We start from the raw sequence: 18,862 nt of genomic DNA, 5'->3' as shown, positions 1-18,862 counted from the left end.
CTCGCGCCTACCCGGACGGTCAGCGCGCCGAGCTGCCGTCGAATCCGCTCGCGTTCGTCATGTCGTCGCATGCCCGCGACCGTACGCAGCCGACCGGACCGAACAGCCCGCTGCGACCAGGCATTTCCGTAGACCTGTTGATAACCGCTCCGCTGTGGACAACCCCATCCGCGAAACCCTGACCCGCGTAGATCCAGGCGCGACGGCCGCACGGCATCACTTCAATTGCTTGGCGAAGCAATTCGACAGCGGCAACACCTCGTAGGGCGGGAAGATCGGAATGCGGTGGTACCCGCTGCGGACGTAGAACCGCACGGCCTCCGGCTGCAGATGGCCGGTTTGCAGGATCAGCCGGGGCAGCCCCTCGGCGCGGGCGGCGTCTTCGGCCGCGGTCAGCAGTGCGTCGGCGACGCCCGAGCCGCGATGGGCGGGGCGGACGAACATCCGCTCGAGCTCGAGTTCGCCCGCGTTCCAACGCATCGCCGCGTGACCGGCGGCCCACCCGAATAGGCGACGAAGGTGCGGTGCACGGTGGACTCGTCGACCGCGTTCCGAGTGCCGCGCACGGTGCGGGCCAGGTCGGCGTACCGGGGACCGACCTCGGCGGCCATCTCCTCGCGCAGGGTCACCGCGTCGGGATGCGCCCAATCGACCGTGACCACGGTCAGCGGCGGACGTGTCGGCGGCGTCGAACTCGTCATTGTCCCGAAGTTATCCGGCATCGCGCGCGATCGTCACGGTTGCGCTCATCGTGATCGCTCGTCCGTCACGCGCAGCCGCCGGGAACCACGAGCACACCGACCGCGCCGAGTCCGAGGTGCACGCCGAGCACCGGTCCGAACTCCGCGACGATGAGTTCACGGATCCCTGGAATCAGTTCGCGCAGTTGCCCGGCCACGGTTTCGGCCGCCTCGGCCGCCTCGAGGTGCTGCACTGCCACTGCCGCGCCGTCTTCTCCGGCGGCGTCCACCGCGGCGGCCACGAGTTTGGCGTACGCCTTGGACCGGGTGCGCGCCTTCTCGCGCAGTTCGAGGCGGCCCTCCACGATTTGCAGCAGTGGTTTGGTGACCAGCTCGCTGCCGAAGAACGCCGCCGCGCTGCTCAGCCGTCCACCCCTGCGCAGCTGCTCGGTCCGGTTGACCAGGAAGAAGGTGCGCGCACGACTGGCGGCCGCGACCGCGGTGTCGTAGACGATGTCCAGCGACGCACCGGCTTTCGCTCGCCGCGCGGCCGCCAGAGTCGGGAGTCCGGTGGCCAGGCCCGCGCCGAGGGAATCGACGAGCCGCACCCGGTCGGCGGCGTCCATGTCGCGCACGGCTTGCCTGCCCGCCTCCCAGGTGCCGGACAGCTGACGCGAAAGATGCACCGCGACAACACCGTCTCCCCCGCTGCGCGCCAGCGCCCGCTCGTAGACCTCGCGCAGCTCGCCCGGCGAGGCTCCCGAGGTGGTCACGGTGTCTGCGGCGTAGTCGATGTCGATCGGTTCCACGCCCTCGCGGATGGCGCGGTCGCCGACGAGGACGTGCAGCGGTACGACGGCGATATCCAGCTCGGCGACGAGTTCGGCGGGGAGGCTGGCGGACGAATCGGTGACGACCACGACGGCCAACTACCGAACCTCCTGCAAGGTCTTGACCATCGCGTTGGCTACCGCGGTGTGCCCAGCCCAACCCCAGTGGATGCCATCCGGATTGGCGTCGCCGGAGAAGATGTTCTCCCGCACCGCTTCACCGAGATCCACCAGCGGCACCGCGCTGCGCTCCGACCAGGCCTGCAGCGCCTTCACCGCGCGCGGCCGCCCGGAGTGCACCCGTCCGTACGCCTCGCAGTTGTGCACCGAGGGCAGTACGGCGACGAACGGCAGATCCGGGCGCAGCTGTGCCAGCGCCTCGCGGGACTGCTCCAGGTATTCGACGCTCACCTTCGGCGGCAGCGCGACCGGGCGACCCAGCTTCGACAGCTTCGGCTGAAGCCAGTTGTAGACCGTGCGAACGCGCCTGCGCAGCCCCGGCGGACGCACATAGCGGATGAGCTCGCGCAGCGCGGTCGGTAGTGGTGACGGCAGGGTGTCCATGCCGCCGACGGCGAAGACCACCGCGCTCGCGTTGGGTACGGCGGCCCACACCCGAGGGTCGCCGATCAGCGCCCAGTACGCGTCGCGGCAGGTCCAGCCGATCCGGCCGACCAGTTCCACGTCCCAATCCAGTTCGGCGCCCACGAGATTCGGCCAGATCCGCGGATCATCCGCGGGCAGACCGCCCTTCGGACCGAAATAGGAGAGCGAGTCGGCCATCACCAAGAGAACCGGGCGCTTGGCCGGGGCCGCCTCGGGTGCGGGCACCACCTCACCCACGGTTACCGTACTCGCAGCTTCGCCCGCGGGCTCGGCGGGAAGGTCTTCGCCCGAATGCTCGTTGGGCACAGCCGAAAGCGGTGCGGCGGAAGGAATCAGCGCCGAAACGAAGGCAGACGCGGCTACTGAATCCGATACCGATACCGCGGTGGGGGCGGTCGATGCGGCCGTCACCCCGGGAACCGACGCAGGGTCCACGGGCTCGGGTTCACCGGTCGGCACGGAGTCCGCACCGTCGCCGCCCTCGGGCGTCGAGAGCGATGGGTCGGCCTCTCCGGCAGCCTCTTCCGCCGAAGGTTCGATTGATTCGAACACGGCACCGTTCGCGCCATCCTCGACCCCAACGGACCGCAGCTCACCGACGACAGCCTCGCCGCCCTCACGCACAGCTCCGGCTCCGGCTCCGGCTCCGGCTCCGGCTCCGGCTCCGGCTCCGGCTCCGGCTCCGGAATCACTATCCGGAACCGACGCTTCGACCACGTCGCTCACATCCGCGACGCTCGCTCGAGCGACACCGTCGCCCGACGGGGCCACGAGTTGTCCAGCGGCGCCATCGATTTGCGAGGCCGTCTCGATCCCCGCTTGCCCACGCGCGGCCGACTCTTCGGACGCCGCGTCCACGGTCAGGCCCCCCAGCGCGCCGTCCCCGGCACTGTTTTCGGCACCTGGCTCGCCATCGTCCACCGCAACGCCTTCGGCCACCGCCGCGGCGTCGACCACCATGGCGGCATCGGCTACGGCGCTTGCCTCGCCGTCGGCACGCACCACGGCGGCATCGGCTACGACACTCGGATCACCATCCGCACCAACCCCATCGGCATCCGACTCATCCGCGACCTCACCACCCGACGCGCCAGAACCGTCACCGACGCCCACATCGGACGAGGAACTCGCACCCGGCTCCCCCACCGAATCGACGTCCCGCTTCGCCGGCGGCCCGCCGAACAACGCATCCGGCAGGTGCCGTTCCGGCTTGGCCGTCACCTGTTTGAACAACTCGTCCGGCACCGTCCGCAGGGGTTCGTCGCCCTTCGCGGCGTTCTTGCCCGACGGGGCGGGCTTGGCCGCGGGACCGCCGAACAACGCATCCGGAAGCTGGCGTTCCGGCCGGGCGGTCACCTGCTGGAACAGTTCGTCCGGCACCGATCTGATCGGTTCTTCAGAGGACATCGGGAGCTACCTTTGCCGCTGCGTTCCACACATCGAGGCGCCACCCGGGCTGTTCGATGCCTGGACCGTGGCTGCTCAGTTGCACCCAGCTGGTATTGGCCAATCCACCGAGGATCGGCCAGTTCTGTGGCGGCAGGTCGAGCAGCGCGGCCGTCAGGGCGGCGATCAGCCCGCCGTGCGCCACCAGGATGATAGTCCGGCCCGGCCAATCCTGTCGCTCGCTGAACAGTTCCTGGACGACGGGAAGCGAGCGCGCACCCACCTCGAGCTTGCTTTCGCCGTTGGGCGGCCGATACGTGGCGTCCAGCCGCCAGGCCACGCGCGCGCCGGGATAGTCGGCGTCCACCTCGAGGTGGGTCAGCCCCTCCCAGTCACCGAGGTGGGTCTCTCGCAGGCGCGGGTCACGCACGACGGGCACCGTGGTGTGCTCCCCCAGCGCGAGCGCGGTGTCGTGGGCGCGCTTGAGATCGGAGGAGACGATCGCGATGGCGTTGCGCGAGACCAGTTCGCGCGCCGCCTCTTTGGCTTGTCTTCGGCCGAGATCGGTGAGATCGGTATCGATCTGGCCCTGCATACGATCCGAGGCATTCCATTCGGTCTGCCCGTGCCGCAACAGGATCAGGGTGCGCACACTGGCATACTTGCTCACTCGGCGCCGTTCCCCTCGGCACCCTCCGCGGCGCGCGGATCACCGACGCCTGCCACCGGAACCACCGGGCAGTCCTTCCACAGCCGTTCCAGCGCATAGAAATTGCGCTCGTCGTTGTGCTGGATGTGCACGACGACGTCGACGTAGTCCAGCAGCGCCCACCGGCCCTCGCGGGTGCCCTCCCTGCGGACCGGCTTGTGACCGGCCTGCCGCAGCCGCTCCTCCACGTTGTCGACGATCGCGTTCACCTGGCGCTCGTTCGGCGCGGACGCGATCACGAAGCAGTCGGTGATCACCAGTTGCTCGGAGACGTCGAGGACGACCACGTCGGAAGCCAGCTTCTCGTCCGCCGCCCGCGCGGCGACCTGCGCCATCTCGACCGACTCGACAGATGCGCTCATGCCTGCCTGCTACCTTCCGCTGGTTCGGGCACGTAGAGGTGCCGCTTCGATATGTACTGCACCACGCCGTCGGGGACGAGGTACCACACCGGCCGATTCTCGGCGGCGCGTCGCCTGCACTCGCTGGACGAGATGGCCAGAGCCGGGATCTCGATCATGGTCACCGCATCGGCCGGAAGATCACGCAGATGTTCCTGGAGATGATCGGCGTTCAGCTCGTAGCCAGGACGGCTCACCCCGACGAACTTCGCCAGTTCGAACAGTTCCGCCCAATCCTGCCACGACAGGATGTTGGCCAGTGCGTCCGCTCCCGTGATGAAGTACAGCTCGGCGTCCGGATACTGGGCGTGCATCTCGCGCAGGGTGTCCACCGTGTAGGTGACCTTGCCGCGGTCGATGTCGGCCCTGCTGACCGAGAATCGCGGGTTGGAGGCCGTCGCGATGACGGTCATCAGGTACCTGTCCTCGGCCGGACTGACCTTTTTGTGTGCTTTCTGCCACGGTTGTCCGGTGGGGACGAAGATCACTTCGTCCAGGTCGAACCGGTTGGCGACTTCGCTGGCGGCGACCAGGTGCCCGTGGTGGATCGGGTCGAAGGTGCCGCCCATCACCCCCAGCTTGCGTCCGGTCCGGCCTTTCTCTTGCATGAGTGCCGAGCTTAATGCTCCGCCGCGAACCGCCGCCCGGACGCCCGGTCCTGGGACGAACGTCCAGTTCGGCGGCATGGCCCGTCCCGGAGCGGGAAGGTCACCGACGGCAGGCCGAGTCGGTCACCGCCGGTTTCGACCCCGCAGGTCAGGCCCCGTCCGTCGAGCCGAAGCGGCGGACGAACTCGCCCGCCAGTCCCCCGCCCGCCGCGGCGACCAATGCGCCGACGGCCGGATGGACGATCAGCCCGGTCACCGCGCCGGCGAGTTCGGGCAGCCGCCGCGCGAACCAGTTGCGGACGTACTCCATGGTCGACAGGTCCGGCTCGGACGCGGTCACCGCCTCCTCCAGCTCGTCGACGCGCTCGGCGGCCTGGTCGCGCAGCGGCCCTTCGGCGGGCAGCTGGGCGCGCAGTCGCTCGAACTCGGCGCGCAACGCGGTGAGATCGGCGCCGGCGTTCTGGGTCGAGTCCCGGCCTGCCTCCACCCGGCTGACGGTGTTGTGGTGCCCGACGGCGATCTGCCCCGGCACGTCGCCGCCGACGTTCAGGTGGTAGTTGGCTCCGGATGCTTCGGTCACGGGTGGTGTCCTCTCAGTTCGTGGGGAAGGGGATGGACGGGGGCTCCACCGTGCTGGACGACGGCGGCAGGGTCACCGTGGGCGACGGCGGGGTCGTCGTCGTGGTGGTGGTCGTTGTCGACGGCGGAGTAGTGGTGGAAGAGGACGAGCCGGTCGGCGGGGTGGTGCCCGTCGGTGGGAGTACCGCGCTGCCGCGCAGTTCGAAGGTGATGGCCGAGCCACCCGAGTCGGACGGGATGATCAGCTCGGCGGCATAGTCGCCGGGCTCGGTGGGGCTGAAGGTGAAGTCGTACATACATCCGCTGACTCCGACGGGCGGGCAGGGGTTGGGCGTCGCTCGAAAGACCGGGTCGCCCGAGAGCGCGGCGGCCGCCTCGTTGTCGCACGACAGCCAGGGAAATCCCGCCGCCTGGGTCACAGGTTCCCCGCCCGCCACCGCCTCGAAGGTGACCAGGTAGGTCTGCGGAGCGCAGTCGGTGGCCCCCGGTCCGGGATCTGTCCGCTGCGTCCGCGGCGGAGGCGGGGCCTGAGCCGGGCCGCTGGTCTGTTCCGGGGTCGTGGTGACCGGGAGCAGACCGGTCGTCGCGGTGGACAGCACCGTCGTGATCGGCGCTTGGCCGACCGCGGGCGGCGCCTCGCCGGAGGTGAGGCGGACTCCGGTGACCGTCGCGGCCGCCGCGAGCGCCGCGACCACCGTGCCGGTGGCGACGGGATGACCGAGCGCGACCGAACGCAGCGCGCTCTGCACCGCCTGCGATCCGGCTTGCTGCGCCGCGACGACCGTGGCGCCCGCCCCGACGCCGACGGTCACCCCGACCGCCATCCCGAGCGCCTGCTCGCGCACGTGACTTTCCCTGGTGAAGTACGCGAGATCGGCGGCGTGACCCACCTGGGTCGCCGCCTGCAAGCCGACCGCGAGCACCTCCTTCCAGCATCCCCAGCGCAGGGCCCTGCCGAGGACCGGCGAGACGGCCCTGGCGAGTTCGCGCACCGAATCGTGCCGTCCGCGGACCATGCCCGCCCGCAACACCCGGACGACCACGGCGTCCAGTTCCAGGATCTCCGCGGCGGTCGCCGTACGGACGGCCCAATCACGCAGCGGGGCAACGAAATCGGCGGGATCCGGCAGTGGACCCTGCCAGTCGGCGGTGAGCGCGGTGGGGTTGCCGGTCAGGCGATAGCCCGCCGCGGTGGGCTCGGCCAGGTGGATGCGTTCCAGCGCCGCGAGGTCGGCCGTCGTGTCCGGCCTGCGAAGCAGAATGCCGAGCAGCGCGGGTTTCACCGGCACGCCCGCCAGCGCGCACAGCACGCCGAGTGCGTCGCGCACATGCCCCGCGAGTCCGGCGATCATCGCTCGTTGCAGCAGGCCGGGGTCGGCGAAGAGCTCGCCGGCGCCCGAGTGCGCGACCCACGCGGCGGCGCGCACCAGGGCGAGTGGGTGTCCACGCGCCGCACGGGACAGCCGCCTCGCCGCGTCCGAGTAGCCGAGACCGCGGCCGAGCACGCCCGCGAGCAGCGCCATGGCCTGCGGCTCGGGCAAGCCCTGGAGTTCCAGCGAACGTCCTTGTCCCCACAGCGTTCTCGTCGTCGTCGCGACGATCAGATCGCCCGCGGGCACGATGTCGAGCACGCTGTCCAGATCGGCGGCGGAACCGTCGAAGTCATCGATCACGATGAGCGCGCGGATCGATCCCATCAGCCGCCGCAACACCGTCTGGTCCGGCCGGTAGTCGACAGCGTCGTAGCAGGCCTGGAACAGCGACTGGATCAGATCCTCGACCGCGAGACCGGCCGCCGAAAGATAGACGACGGAATGCCCGCCCCGGGCGCGATCCGCCGCGAACCGGCGCAGCAACGTGGTTTTCCCCACCCCCGGCGGTCCCGAGATTTCCACCGGCACACCGCGATCCAGCGACTCGGCGACGAACCGCAATTCGGGCAGTCGGCCGATCATGTCGCCGCGCGCACGCGGAATCGGCACTCCCACCGGCCGGGTCCGCCGCCGCACCTCGGGCGGCGGACCGTCGCGGACGAAAACCTGTGACCCCTGCGCATTGATCACGACGTTGTTCTCGCCGACGACAACCTGCCCCGCGACGCTCCCGCCGACAGTGACGCGATGAAACCTGTTGTCTTCCCCATTCATGCGAATCTCCCCGGCGACGTCAGTCGTAGCGCAAAGAGTAATCGATGGATTCTCCTCGGGCGCAGCTATTTTCGCGACATGAAACCCTCGGAAATTCGTTCGGGCAATCAGTCAATTCCCCGCACACCGACGGCGGCCGGAAACTGTCCGAAACAATCGGTGGCGAAGGAATTGCTCAGCCGCCGAACACATCCCGCATTCCCGGCGCGAGGTCCGCGTCGAGCTGGTACCACGGGACGGTGACCACGATGTCGCCGGTGAGGTCCTCGGCCGGGGCGCCGAAGTGGATCTGCATGCCCGCCGGGGTCGCCAGCCAGACGCGGTAGTTGTACTCGGCGGGCTCGAGTGCGCTGGCCGAGAGGCCGGACTGCGGCGGAAGGAGGCCGGCGGCCCGGGCGGCAAGGGTGTCCAGGCCGCGGTGGAGGTCGGTGAACAGGTCGGCGAGGGTGAGCGTGCGGCCGGTCCGCACGTCGGTCACGTGACTCGTGCGCAGGACGACGGTCGCGTCGCCGGTGTCGACCGACACCGACAGCAGCCCGCTCAGCACCCGCGGCCCGAGATAGGTGGCCTGGCCGGGGCCGGGCGCGAGGGTGGTTCGCGCGTCCACCTGGTCGATCCAGAAGCGTGCCGCCGCGAGCATGCCCGCGTTGAACGCCGCCGCGGCGGGATCGCCGCCCACGATCTGCGGGACGTCGAGGACGTATCCGGGCCCGGTGACGAGCTCCGAGAACCCGGCGTGCGCCACGGCGCTCGGCGGAGCCGCCACGGCGTCCGGCTCGATGGCCGCCGCGCAGGTGGTCAGCAGCCCGGCCATCGCCACCACGACGACAGTGGCGGCGGCGTAGATCTTCATTCCGGTCTCCGAATTCGCGACGCACCGAGGCGTTCTCGGTGTCTGTCGCTACGGTCCGGCACACCGCCAAAGAAAGGCTGAGCATCCGCTGAAGAACGCCATCAGCGTTCCCGCATGTCCTCGAGCTGGTTGCGCGTGTATTCGAGTTCGAGGGTCACCTGGGCCGAGGGTTCGCGCTGCGCCAGCGCCTCGAGGTCGGCGAGCACCTCGCCGAGCGCGGCGATCCCGTCCGCCCGTTCGGACTCCGAGTCCGCGGACCAGTACCGCAGCCAAGCCGCCGAACGCAGGCACCGCGAGCGCGGTCCGATGCGACCGAGTTCGCCCCACAGCTGGGCGGCGCGCAGGTACGCAAGCCGCGCCTGATCCTCCGCGCCGGCCGCGTCCAACGCGGAGGCGGCCGACCAGACCAGCTCGGCCTGGAGCTCGACACGTCCGCGATCGGTGCGGACCAGCCGTGCGCCTTCGAGAAACTGCTCTCCCGCTTCGCGATACTTACCGGTGAGTCGCAGCGATTTGCCGAATTGTCCACGCAGCACCGCCATTTCGGCCGCCGGATAAGGCGATGCGCCCGCCGCGAGCGGTGGCTCGAACAGTTCGACGGCCTCGGCGTGCCGCCCGGCCCGATGGAGTGCGCGGGCGGCGACCAAGGTCAGATGCACCGCGTCCGCCTCCGACACTCCACCCCAGCGAGCAGCGGCGTGCAGTGCCGTCTCCGCCAGCTCCAACTCCCGCCCCGGGCGGCCCGCCAGCACCATGACCAGCTGCGAATGCCACCGCGCGAGCGTCTCGGCGGGCAGCGCGCCCGCACCGAGCGCCAGCGCCTTGCGCAGATACTCCTCCGCCTCGCCGGGGGTGTCGAGCAGCCGAGCCGCGGCCAGCTCGGCCAACCGCTCGGCGTCCTCGCCCCGTTGATCCCCTTCCCCATCGCCGGTCTGCCCGGCGCACCCCGCCTCGACGCCTTCCGGCGCTCCGTTCCCCATGCGGGGGATCGTGATCGGGGCCGCCAAAGAAATCCTTAACGAATCCTGATCGTGCGTGGCGCGTCCGGGACTATGTGGGGCGTTTGGATTTCGGCAGCTTGCTCACGATCGCGTCGTAGGACTGGTCGACGAGCTCGCGCAGCTCGTCGGTAGGGACCGCGCCGCCGAGCCGGATGCTGTTCCATCCGTATCGGCCGATGTAGGCCGAGGCGGTGACGTCGTCCGGGTAGATGTGCACGAGTTCGTCGGCCTCGTCGCGGTTTCGGCCGCACTTCAGGCCGACCGAAGCACCGCCGAGGAACGCGAAGATCTTGTCGCCGACCTTCGCGACCACATCGCCCTCCCACGGTTCGTCCTGCCAGGCGCCCGGTTTGGCGAGGCAGTAGGCCAGCAGCTGCGCATCGTCCATCTCAGATCGGCAGGAGCCGGGAGACCACGTCGGTCAGCTGTCTGGCCGAACGGCATTCGTGCATCTCGATCACCTCGCGGTAGCGGTCGGCGGCGGAATCGCCGGAGCCCCACTGGGTTCGCGGCTCCGGGTTGAGCCAGTGCGCGTGCTTGGCGACCCCGACCAGCGCGCGCAACGTATCCAGCTGCGGGTCACGGTAATTCGTGCGGGCGTCGCCAAGGATCAGCAAGGAGCTGCGGCTGGTGACGGCGTCGGGGAATTCGCGGGCGAACGCGGTCAGCGCGCCGCCGTAGTCGGAATGCCCGTCGAAGCCGACGACGTCGGACTCGGTGAAGATCTTGGTCATCGCCTCGTCGAGCTGGGTGTTCGGGTCGAAGAACCGGGTCACCTCGTCGGCGTTGTCGACGAACGCGAAAATCCGGACCCGCGAGAACTGTTCGCGCAACGCGCTCACCAGCAGCAGGGTGAAATTGCTGAAACCGGCGACGGATCCGGAGACGTCGCACAGCAGAACCAATTCCGGCCGCCCCGGATGCGGCTTGCGGTTCACCAGGTCGATCGGCACGCCGCCGGTCGACATGGACTTGCGCAGCGTACGCCGCAGATCGATCTCGCCGCGGCGAGCGTGCTTGCGCCGCACGGCAAGACGCGACGCCAGGATCCTGGCCAGCCGCTGGGTGCTGCGCCGCAACTCGGCCAGCTCTCGTTCGGAGGCGCGCAGGAAGTCCACGTCCTCGGCCTGCCGCGCGACGCCGTAACTCGCGACCCGCTCGCGGCCGATGCGTTCGGCCACCCGCCTGCGCGTCTCGGCCTCCACGGCGGTGCGGAAGCCGTCGATGCGCTGCCGGGCCGCCCGGCGGGCGACCTCGGCGTCGAACGCGCTGGTGTCCGGCCCGACGGCAAGCCCGGCCAGGATCTTGGCGAGCAGCGTCTGCGGCTGAACCTCCTTGAGCGCCTGATAGGCCGAGAACGACGGCCCGCGCGCGGACTGATACTGGCCGAGTTGCTCGACCAGCTGACCCACCAGCTGGTCGAGCTGCCGACCCGGGTCGTCCATCGCGAGCAGTTCGGCCAGCATTTCGCGCAAGGCGGGAATGTCCACCTCACCGGCGGGCGTACGCGGAATCTCCACCTCGTCCGCGGCGACGCCGCGCTGCCCCACCGCCACCGGGAACCACAGGTCGAACAGCCCGTCGAAGGTCGCGCGATGGGTGGTGCGGCGCAGCAGCGCGCAGGCCAGACCCTCGCGCAGCACCTCGCGGTCCAGCAGATCCAGCACCGTCATCACCCGGCCCGCGTCGACGGTCTCCGACGGACCGACCGGAATGCCGCGCGCCCGCAGCGCCTCGACGAAGCCGACGAGATGACCGGGCAGCCCGTGCGGGGCGTCCAGCGACACCGTCTCCGCCGGGCCCGATCCCGTGACCATGGCTCAGGCCAGCTTCAGCTCGGCCAGCGCGCGCTGGTGATCGCTCTGATGCTTGAGCACCACGCCGAGGGTGGCGCGCACGGTGGAGTCGTCCAGGTCCTTCAACCCGAGCGCCAGCAGGGTGCGACCCCAGTCGATGGATTCGGCGACCGAGGGCAGCTTCTTCAACTGCATGCCGCGCAGCACGTGCACGATGCGCACCAGCTGGGCGGACACCGCGGCCGACAGCTCGGGCACCCGGCTGGCCAGGATGCGGCGCTCCAGTTCCTCGTCCGGGAAGTCCAGGTGCAGGTACAGGCAGCGGCGCTTGAGCGCTTCCGACAGCTCCCTGGTGGCGTTGGAGGTCAGCACCACGAACGGCTTACGGCTGGCGGTGATGGTGCCCAGTTCCGGGACGGTGACGGCGAAATCGCTGAGCACCTCGAGCAGCAGGCCCTCGATCTCGACGTCGGCTTTGTCGGTCTCGTCGATCAGCAGCACCGTCGGGTCGGTGCGGCGGATCGCGGTGAGCAGCGGACGGGAGAGCAGGAACTCCTCGGTGAAGACGTCGGCCTTCGTTTCCTGCCAATCGTTTTCGCTGGAGGCCTGGATGCGCAGGATCTGCTTGGCGTGGTTCCACTCGTACAGCGCGCGGGCCTCGTCGACGCCCTCGTAGCACTGCAAGCGCACCAGTTCCGCGCCCGCGGTCTGCGCGACCGCGCGGGCCAGCTCGGTCTTGCCGACACCGGCCGGGCCCTCGATGAGCAGCGGCTTGCCCAGCCGGTCGGCGAGAAATACCGAGGTGGCGGTGGCCTTGTCGGCCAGATAGCCGGTGGTGGCGAGCCGCTCGATCACGTCGTCGACCGAGGTGAAGATCGGCTCTTGCGGTGCATCGGCCACTGGTCAGTCCTTCCTTCGTAAAGCGGGAGGCTGTCGCCTCCGAAAACGCCCGCGCGGCGGCGGACTACGCCGGGCGGGTCTGCCCGTCGCCCCAGACGATCCACTTGGTGGACGTGAGCTCCGGCAGCGCCATCGGGCCGCGCGCGTGCAGCTTCTGGGTCGAGATGCCGATCTCGGCGCCGAAACCGAACTGCTCGCCGTCGGTGAACGCGGTGGACGCGTTGACCATGACGGCCGCGGCATCGACCCGGCCGGTGAACTCCCGCGCCGCCGCCAGCTCGGCGGTGACGATGGCCTCGGTGTGGCCGGTGCCCCAGGTGTTGATGTGCTCCACGGCCGCGTCCAGATCGTCGACGATCTTGAGCGCGATGTCCAGGGTGAGGTACTCCTCGCCCCAGTCGGCGTCGGTGGCGGGCACCTGACCGGGCAGGTCGCCGTGGATGGTGACGCCGTGCCGCTCCAAGGCCGCGGTGAGCTTGGGCAGCGCGGTGCCGGCGATGGCCTTGTCGATGAGGACCGTCTCGGCCGCGTTGCAGACGCTCGGACGGCGGGTCTTGGCGTTGATCAGGATCTGCTCGGCCATCTCCAGGTCGGCGGCCGCGTGCACGTAGACGTGGCAGTTGCCGGTGCCGGTCTCGATGGTCGGCACGGTGGCGTCGCGCACCACCGCGTTGATCAGCCCGGCGCCGCCGCGCGGGATCACCACGTCGACCAGGCCGCGCGCTTGGATCAGGTGGGTCACGCTGGAGCGGTCGTGGCTGGGCAGCAGCTGCACGGCGTCGGCCGGGATGCCCTGCGCCGTCAGGGCTTTGCGCAGGACGTCGACCAAGGCGGCATTGGACTCGGCGGCCGAGGAGGAGCCGCGAAGCAGTGCGGCGTTGCCCGACTTCAGCGCGAGACCGAAGGCGTCGACCGTGACGTTCGGCCGCGCCTCGTAGACCATGCCGACCACACCGAGCGGTACCCGCACCTGACGAACCTCGAGTCCGTTGGGCAGCGTCGAGCCACGCACCACGTCACCGACCGGGTCCGGCAGACCGGCGACTTGGCGCAGTCCGGAGGCGATGCCGTCGATGCGCGCCTTGGTGAGCCGCAGCCGATCGAGCAGCGAGGCCTCGGTGCCCGCGGCCTCGGCCGTCGCGATGTCCTTGTCGTTGGCCGCAAGCACGGTGTCGGCCGCGCCGAGCAGCGCGTCCGCCGCGGCGTGCAGCGCCTCGTTCTTCTGCGCGGTGGTCAGCTGGGCCAGCGCCCTGGACGCGACGCGGGCCTTTCGCGCGGCGTCGTGTACCGCCTCGCGGACATCCAGCTCGGTCGTCGTTCCTACCGTCATGGCTAACAGCCTACGCACCGGGTCGGCGGTGCTTTCCACGTGCACGAGCAGCCCGGCGCGCGGCCGGGGCGTTCGGATGCGTGCGTGCGGAGCGACCGGGGACTACCGTCCGGCGGTATGACCGCTGACGCCCCCGTCATCGCCGTGCTCGGCAGCATCAACATGGATCTGGTCACCACCACCCGGCGACGGCCCGCGCCCGGGGAGACGGTGCTCGGCAGCGGGTTCACCATGGTCCCCGGCGGCAAGGGCTCGAATCAGGCTATCGCGGCGCGACGAGCGGGCGGCACCGTAGCGTTCCTCGGCGCGGTCGGATCGGACGTTTTCGCGGGTGACCTGCGCCGGGTGCTCACCGAGTCGGGCGTCGGCGCCGACCGGCTGCGCACGGTGCCTGGCCCGAGCGGGATCGCCGCCATCGTGGTGGACAGCACAGGCGAGAACAGCATCGTCGTGGTGAGCGGGGCGAACGCGGCGCTGACCGAGCTGACGGCCGACGACCTCGCGCTGATCGGCGCGTCCGATGTCCTGCTGTGCCAGTTGGAGATTCCAGTGCCGACCGTCGCCGCCGCGGCGCGGCACGCGCGCGCGAAGGGTACCGTCGTGATGCTCAATCCATCTCCCGCGCAACGTCTTCCGTCCGAGCTGTGGGAGGAAGTCGATGTGGCCGTGGTGAATTCGGGCGAGGCGGCCCAGCTGGGCGCGGCGCTGCACGCGGTCCGGCACCTGGTGGTCACCCGGGGAGCAGCCGGTGCGACCTATCGCGGTCCGGACGGTGCGGAACTGTCGGTTCCCGGCGTCCTGGTGGACGTCGTCGACACCACCGGCGCGGGCGACGCCTTCACCGGCGCGCTGGCCGCGGCGTGGCATCGCGGACCGCGCGCCGCACTCGAATGGGCGTGCGCCGCAGGCGCTCTCGCCACCACCAGGCTCGGCGCCAGCAGTGCGATCCCGGACCGCGAGCGGATCGAGGCCCTACTGCGCGAGCACGCGAACTAGCCGGACCTTCCCGCCGCTCCGGGCCGCCCAGCGGACCACTACGGGCAGCTCGATCGGGGCCCGGCGCGTCCACCCCGCGTTGTCCCGCGACCGCGCCGCGCAGCGCCTATCGTTGGGATTCATGCCCACCATGCCCGAGCGCATTCCGGCCGACGGGGACGCGGCGGCGCCGATCGATCACATCGACGCCGAGATGATCGCGCTGTCCTTCGTGGACAACGCGGGCATCACGCGGGTGAAGACGGTCCCCGCCGCGCGTCTGGCGCATGCGGCACGCTTCGGCGTCGGCGTCTCGCCGTGTTTCGAGACCTTCGGATTCGACGATCTGATGACGGTGGGCCGCTATCTCGGCGGACCCGACGGGGACCTGCGGCTCGTGCCCGATCTCGCCGCGCTCACCGAACTCGCCGGTCAGCCCGGCTGGGCCTGGGCGCCCGCCGACAAGTACACCCAGGACGGCACACGGTTCGCGGCCTGCCAGCGCGGTTTCGCGACGCGGCAGGTGGAAGCGGCGCGGCGGGCGGGAGTGCGGCTGTCGATGGCCTTCGAGACCGAGTGGGCGCTGGGCCGAGCCGAGGATCCGATCGGTTTCACCCCCGCCATCCACGGCCCGGGCTACGGCATCATCCGGCTCGGGCAAGTAGCCGAGTACGCGCGCGAATTGGTGAGCCTGCTGATTCGGCAGGGCCTCAGGGTCGAGCAGTTTCACCCGGAATACGCCGTGTCGCAGCTGGAGATCTCCATCGCGCCCAGCGATCCGGTCGCCGCGGCCGACGCGGCGGTGCTGCTGCGGCACACCATCCGGCAGCTCAGCGGGAAGTACGGCTGGCGCGCGACGTTCGCACCCTGCCTCGCTCCCGGCGGCGCGGGTTCCGGTGCGCACCTGCATCTTTCGGCGCACGACGAAAACGGTTCGCTGTTCGCCGAAGGGCCCGGTCCCTACGGCATGAAGGAGGCGGGCGCGGCGTTCCTCGCAGGCGTGCTGCGGGAACTGCCCGCACTGGTCGCGATCGGCGCCGGGAATCCGGCCAGCTTCCTGCGGCTGCAACCCTCCCGGTGGGCGGGGATCTGGCAGTGCTGGGGACGCGAAACACGTGAGGCGGCACTTCGTTTCGTCACGGGTGTGCAAGGCACCGAGCGCTGGGCCGCCAATGCGGAGGTCAAATGCTTCGACGGGACGGGCAATCCGTATCTCATCGTCGGTGCGGTGATCGCCGCCGGACTCGCGGGCATTGCGGAGGGCCTGATCCTGCCCAACGAAATCACCGGTGACCCAGCGACTTTCGCACGCCGCTTTCAAGTCCGCAGACTGCCTGCCGATCCAGCGGAGGCGGCCGCGCACCTGGCCGCGTCCACAGTGCTGGCCGAGGCCATGGGGCCCGAACTACACGACTCGCTGCTCACCGTGCGGCGGGCCGAGGCCGAGCGCTACCGCGGCGCCAGACCCGAAGAGCTCGTCGCGTTCACGCTCTGGCGGTTCTGATGACGCTCACCGACGCCGTCACTCTCACCGATCACCACTGCCACGGCGTCAGGGCGGCCGATCTGGACCGTCCCGGCTTCGAGGCACTGCTCGGCGAGGGACCGCGCGGTTCGTTCGACTCGGCCCTCGGGCTCGCCGTCCGGCGCTGGTGCGCCCCCGTACTCGACCTGCCGCCGCACACCGGGGCGGACGCCTACCTGGCGCGCCGCGCCGATCTCGGCTGGCGCGAGGTGACCGCGCGGCTGCTCGGCGCGGCGGGCACGGCGCGCTGGCTCGTCGACACCGGCCTGCCCGACGGGCTCACCGACCTGGCCGAGTTCGGCGAACTGGCCGGTGGGGAGATCGGTGAGATCGTGCGGCTCGAACAGGTCGCCGAACAGGTCGTCGCCGAGGTGGGCGGCACCGCGAAGGCCTTCGACCGCATCGAGGCCGCGGTGCGCGAACGGGCCGCGGGCGCGGCCGGGCTCAAGACGGTCGCGGCGTACCGGACCGGCTTGGACTTCCCGCTGACCACCACGCCGCCGCCGACGCTCGCGCCCGAACACCGGCTCAGCGATCCGGCCACACTCGGCTGGCTCGTCGGACTCGGCGCGCGGATCGGCGCGGAACTCGGCCTGCCGCTACAGATCCACACCGGCTTCGGCGACCCCGACCTGCGCCTCCAGCACGCCGACCCGCTGCTGCTCACCGACTTCCTGCGCGCGACCGCGCCCACGGGACTCACGGTCGTGCTGTTGCACTGCTGGCCGTTCCACCGCAACGCCGCCTACCTCACGCACGTCTTCGAGCACGTCCGGATGGATCTCGGGCTCGCCATTCCGCACGTCGGCCGCGGCGCACGCACGCTGCTGGCCGAAGCGCTCGAGCTCGCGCCGTTCCGCTCGGTGCTCTACTCCTCCGACGGCTACGGCCTCCCCGAACTGCACTACCTCGGAGCCGTGCTGTGGCGCGACGCCCTCGGCAAGCTGCTCGACGAATGGCTGGCCGACGACGTCATCACCCCCGCCGACGCCGACAACCTCGTCTCCACCCTCGCCCACGGCAATGCCGCGAGGGACTACCCGTTCTCCGGCACCTCGCGGAAGCCCACACCGCGGTAGAGCGCGATCGCCGCGACGCGGAAATCCTCGAGGCACGTCGGGCGCCGAATCGGGGACGGCGAGTCGCGTCGAGACGGGCCCGGCGGGGGCGCCGGAACGGGCCTGCCACGCGGCGCTGTGCGGTGCGACGAAGCCCGGTCGCGGCGCGTTTTAATCGAGTGCGCAGCGGTCAACCAGTCTTTACGGTGGAACTATCCGAAGAGAAAGAAAGAAGGTAGACCGATGTTTCCCGTCGAGCTGCGCGGCACCAGGGCGCAGACGCTGATGTGGGCCAACGAGCACGATATCGAGCCTGCCGCGCTGCGGCAGCTGCGAAACATCGCGCAACTCCAGTGGGTGCACGGGCTGCGCGTGATGCCGGACGTGCACCTGGGCAAAGGGGCGACGGTCGGGTCGGTCATCGCGATGAAGAACGCGGTGGCGCCCGCGGCCGTCGGCGTGGACATCGGGTGCGGTATGGAGAGCGTCCGGACGAATCTGACGGCCGCCGACCTGCCCGACAACCTGCATTCGCTGCGGTCGCGGATCGAGGCCGCCGTGCCGGTGGGCTTCCACGCGCACGACGACCCGGTCAACATCGGCAAGGTCGGCGCCGAGGCCTCGGCATTCGGCGTGGGCACCGCCACGTTGCGGTCGGGCTGGGACCGGTTCTGGGGTTCGTTCACCACGCTCGACAAGGGTGTCGGCGCGCGAGAGTCCAAGGCGCACAAGCAGATGGGCACCTTGGGCGGCGGCAATCACTTCATCGAAGTCTGCCTGGACCAGGACGACACGGTGTGGATCCTGCTGCATTCCGGTAGCCGCAACATCGGCAAGGAACTCGCCGAACGGCATATGACCGTCGCCCGTTCGCTGCCGCACAACGTGGACCTACCGGACCGGGATCTGGCCGTATTCCTCTCCGGCACACCGGAAATGGACGCCTACCGGCACGACCTGACCTGGGCACAGGAGTACGCCGCGCGCAACCGCGCGGTGATGCTGGCGCTGGTCTGCCGTGCGGTGCGTGACGAATTCGCCGGTCGCGACGTGCGTTTCGAGACGCCGATCTCCTGCCACCACAACTATGTGGCGGAGGAGATCATCGACGGCATGCCGATGCTCGTCACTCGCAAGGGCGCCGTCCGCGCGGGCGAGGGTGATCTGGCGCTGATCCCTGGCTCGATGGGTACGCGCTCGTATGTCGTGCGAGGCAAGGGAAATCCCGACTCCTTCCAGTCCGCCGCGCACGGCGCGGGACGGCGAATGAGCCGCAACGCCGCCAAGCGGCAGTTCACCGTCGCCGACCTGATCGCCCAGACCGAGGGCGTCGAGTCCCGCAAGGACGCCGGCGTGGTGGACGAGATCCCGGCCGCCTACAAGGACATCGACGAAGTCATCGCCGCCCAGCGCGACCTGGTCGACGTGGTGGCGACGCTGCGCCAGGTCCTCTGCGTGAAGGGCTGACCTCCGACCCG

General features: G+C 70.2%; 18 protein-coding genes. 4 read left to right on the top strand and 14 right to left on the bottom strand.

The features are described from left to right. Positions 1 to 216: 216 nt before the first annotated feature. The 14 genes from AC3ERS_RS01945 to AC3ERS_RS01880 all read right to left on the bottom strand — a co-directional run bounded on the left by AC3ERS_RS01945 (position 217) and on the right by AC3ERS_RS01880 (position 13,826). Positions 217 to 480, bottom strand: coding sequence for a GNAT family N-acetyltransferase (locus AC3ERS_RS01945; RefSeq protein ID WP_431962792.1), 264 nt, complete (start codon positions 478 to 480; stop codon positions 217 to 219). A gap of 286 nt (positions 481 to 766) precedes the next feature. Further along, entirely contained in the window at positions 767 to 1,609 is an 843-nt protein-coding gene (locus AC3ERS_RS01940; RefSeq protein ID WP_431962790.1) for a DegV family protein, read from the bottom strand. Next, complete coding sequence (gene octT, locus AC3ERS_RS01935) at positions 1,610 to 2,293, bottom strand: diglucosylglycerate octanoyltransferase (RefSeq protein ID WP_431963571.1); 684 nt, start codon at positions 2,291 to 2,293, stop codon at positions 1,610 to 1,612. 1,219 nt (positions 2,294 to 3,512) lie between these two features. Next, positions 3,513 to 4,172, bottom strand: a complete 660-nt coding sequence (locus tag AC3ERS_RS01930) for a histidine phosphatase family protein (RefSeq protein WP_431962788.1) — start codon at positions 4,170 to 4,172, stop codon at positions 3,513 to 3,515. Beyond that, positions 4,169 to 4,573, bottom strand: coding sequence for a ribosome silencing factor (gene rsfS / locus AC3ERS_RS01925; RefSeq protein WP_431962786.1), 405 nt, complete (start codon positions 4,571 to 4,573; stop codon positions 4,169 to 4,171). The genes AC3ERS_RS01930 and rsfS overlap by 4 nt, the downstream gene beginning before the upstream one ends. Next, positions 4,570 to 5,220, bottom strand: coding sequence for a nicotinate-nucleotide adenylyltransferase (gene nadD, locus AC3ERS_RS01920; RefSeq protein ID WP_431962784.1), 651 nt, complete (start codon positions 5,218 to 5,220; stop codon positions 4,570 to 4,572). The genes rsfS and nadD overlap by 4 nt, the downstream gene beginning before the upstream one ends. A gap of 148 nt (positions 5,221 to 5,368) precedes the next feature. Then, complete coding sequence (locus AC3ERS_RS01915; protein ID WP_431962782.1) at positions 5,369 to 5,800, bottom strand: hypothetical protein; 432 nt, start codon at positions 5,798 to 5,800, stop codon at positions 5,369 to 5,371. A gap of 13 nt (positions 5,801 to 5,813) precedes the next feature. Continuing rightward, positions 5,814 to 7,946: an ATP-binding protein gene (locus AC3ERS_RS01910; RefSeq protein ID WP_431962780.1), complete on the bottom strand. Its 2,133-nt coding sequence runs from the start codon at positions 7,944 to 7,946 to the stop codon at positions 5,814 to 5,816. A gap of 175 nt (positions 7,947 to 8,121) precedes the next feature. Then, complete coding sequence (locus tag AC3ERS_RS01905) at positions 8,122 to 8,799, bottom strand: hypothetical protein (protein WP_431962778.1); 678 nt, start codon at positions 8,797 to 8,799, stop codon at positions 8,122 to 8,124. Positions 8,800 to 8,900: 101 nt separating this feature from the next. Beyond that, positions 8,901 to 9,779 carry a hypothetical protein gene (locus AC3ERS_RS01900; RefSeq protein WP_431962776.1) on the bottom strand — a complete coding sequence of 293 codons (879 nt, stop codon included), beginning with the start codon at positions 9,777 to 9,779 and terminating at the stop codon, positions 8,901 to 8,903. A 70-nt stretch (positions 9,780 to 9,849) separates the two neighbouring features. After that, positions 9,850 to 10,188: an MmcQ/YjbR family DNA-binding protein gene (locus tag AC3ERS_RS01895; RefSeq protein ID WP_431962774.1), complete on the bottom strand. Its 339-nt coding sequence runs from the start codon at positions 10,186 to 10,188 to the stop codon at positions 9,850 to 9,852. A 1-nt stretch (position 10,189) separates the two neighbouring features. Further along, complete coding sequence (locus tag AC3ERS_RS01890) at positions 10,190 to 11,617, bottom strand: vWA domain-containing protein (protein ID WP_431962772.1); 1,428 nt, start codon at positions 11,615 to 11,617, stop codon at positions 10,190 to 10,192. Between the two features lie 3 nt (positions 11,618 to 11,620). Next, positions 11,621 to 12,496, bottom strand: a complete 876-nt coding sequence (locus tag AC3ERS_RS01885; protein WP_068065360.1) for an AAA family ATPase — start codon at positions 12,494 to 12,496, stop codon at positions 11,621 to 11,623. Between the two features lie 64 nt (positions 12,497 to 12,560). Further along, a complete protein-coding gene (locus tag AC3ERS_RS01880) occupies positions 12,561 to 13,826 on the bottom strand; it encodes a glutamate-5-semialdehyde dehydrogenase (protein WP_431962769.1) in 1,266 nt (421 codons plus the stop codon). A 117-nt stretch (positions 13,827 to 13,943) separates the two neighbouring features. On the opposite strand from AC3ERS_RS01880, the gene AC3ERS_RS01875 reads away from it, so the two are divergent. From AC3ERS_RS01875 to AC3ERS_RS01860, 4 genes are all read left to right on the top strand, one after another. Then, on the top strand, positions 13,944 to 14,822 hold the full coding sequence (locus AC3ERS_RS01875; protein ID WP_431962767.1) for a ribokinase: 879 nt from the start codon (positions 13,944 to 13,946) through the stop codon (positions 14,820 to 14,822). A gap of 121 nt (positions 14,823 to 14,943) precedes the next feature. Then, positions 14,944 to 16,305: a type I glutamate--ammonia ligase gene (locus AC3ERS_RS01870; protein WP_431962765.1), complete on the top strand. Its 1,362-nt coding sequence runs from the start codon at positions 14,944 to 14,946 to the stop codon at positions 16,303 to 16,305. After that, positions 16,305 to 17,405, top strand: a complete 1,101-nt coding sequence (locus AC3ERS_RS01865; RefSeq protein WP_431962763.1) for an amidohydrolase family protein — start codon at positions 16,305 to 16,307, stop codon at positions 17,403 to 17,405. Before AC3ERS_RS01870 ends, AC3ERS_RS01865 begins: the two co-directional genes overlap by 1 nt. A 222-nt stretch (positions 17,406 to 17,627) precedes the next feature. Continuing rightward, the gene (locus AC3ERS_RS01860) at positions 17,628 to 18,851 is read left to right on the top strand and encodes an RtcB family protein (protein WP_431962761.1); all 1,224 of its coding nucleotides are present in this window, start codon (positions 17,628 to 17,630) and stop codon (positions 18,849 to 18,851) included. Positions 18,852 to 18,862: the final 11 nt, after the last annotated feature.

Source organism: Nocardia sp. bgisy134, assembly GCF_057708325.1.
This window is presented reverse-complemented; position numbering and strand designations above follow the sequence as displayed.

Excerpts from the sequence above, each read along its gene's own strand:
- octT (WP_431963571.1), bottom strand. The coding sequence starts at position 2,293 with ATGGCCGACTCGCTCTCCTATTTCGGTCCGAAGGGCGGTCTGCCCGCG.
- nadD (WP_431962784.1), bottom strand. The coding sequence starts at position 5,220 with ATGCAAGAGAAAGGCCGGACCGGACGCAAGCTGGGGGTGATGGGCGGC.
- AC3ERS_RS01945 (WP_431962792.1), bottom strand. The coding sequence starts at position 480 with ATGCGTTGGAACGCGGGCGAACTCGAGCTCGAGCGGATGTTCGTCCGC.
- AC3ERS_RS01890 (WP_431962772.1), bottom strand. The coding sequence starts at position 11,617 with ATGGTCACGGGATCGGGCCCGGCGGAGACGGTGTCGCTGGACGCCCCG.
- AC3ERS_RS01880 (WP_431962769.1), bottom strand. The coding sequence starts at position 13,826 with ATGACGGTAGGAACGACGACCGAGCTGGATGTCCGCGAGGCGGTACAC.
- AC3ERS_RS01860 (WP_431962761.1), top strand. The coding sequence starts at position 17,628 with ATGTTTCCCGTCGAGCTGCGCGGCACCAGGGCGCAGACGCTGATGTGG.
- AC3ERS_RS01910 (WP_431962780.1), bottom strand. The coding sequence starts at position 7,946 with ATGAATGGGGAAGACAACAGGTTTCATCGCGTCACTGTCGGCGGGAGC.
- AC3ERS_RS01865 (WP_431962763.1), top strand. The coding sequence starts at position 16,305 with ATGACGCTCACCGACGCCGTCACTCTCACCGATCACCACTGCCACGGC.
- AC3ERS_RS01900 (WP_431962776.1), bottom strand. The coding sequence starts at position 9,779 with ATGGGGAACGGAGCGCCGGAAGGCGTCGAGGCGGGGTGCGCCGGGCAG.
- AC3ERS_RS01875 (WP_431962767.1), top strand. The coding sequence starts at position 13,944 with ATGACCGCTGACGCCCCCGTCATCGCCGTGCTCGGCAGCATCAACATG.
- AC3ERS_RS01870 (WP_431962765.1), top strand. The coding sequence starts at position 14,944 with ATGCCCACCATGCCCGAGCGCATTCCGGCCGACGGGGACGCGGCGGCG.
- rsfS (WP_431962786.1), bottom strand. The coding sequence starts at position 4,573 with ATGAGCGCATCTGTCGAGTCGGTCGAGATGGCGCAGGTCGCCGCGCGG.
- AC3ERS_RS01905 (WP_431962778.1), bottom strand. The coding sequence starts at position 8,799 with ATGAAGATCTACGCCGCCGCCACTGTCGTCGTGGTGGCGATGGCCGGG.
- AC3ERS_RS01895 (WP_431962774.1), bottom strand. The coding sequence starts at position 10,188 with ATGGACGATGCGCAGCTGCTGGCCTACTGCCTCGCCAAACCGGGCGCC.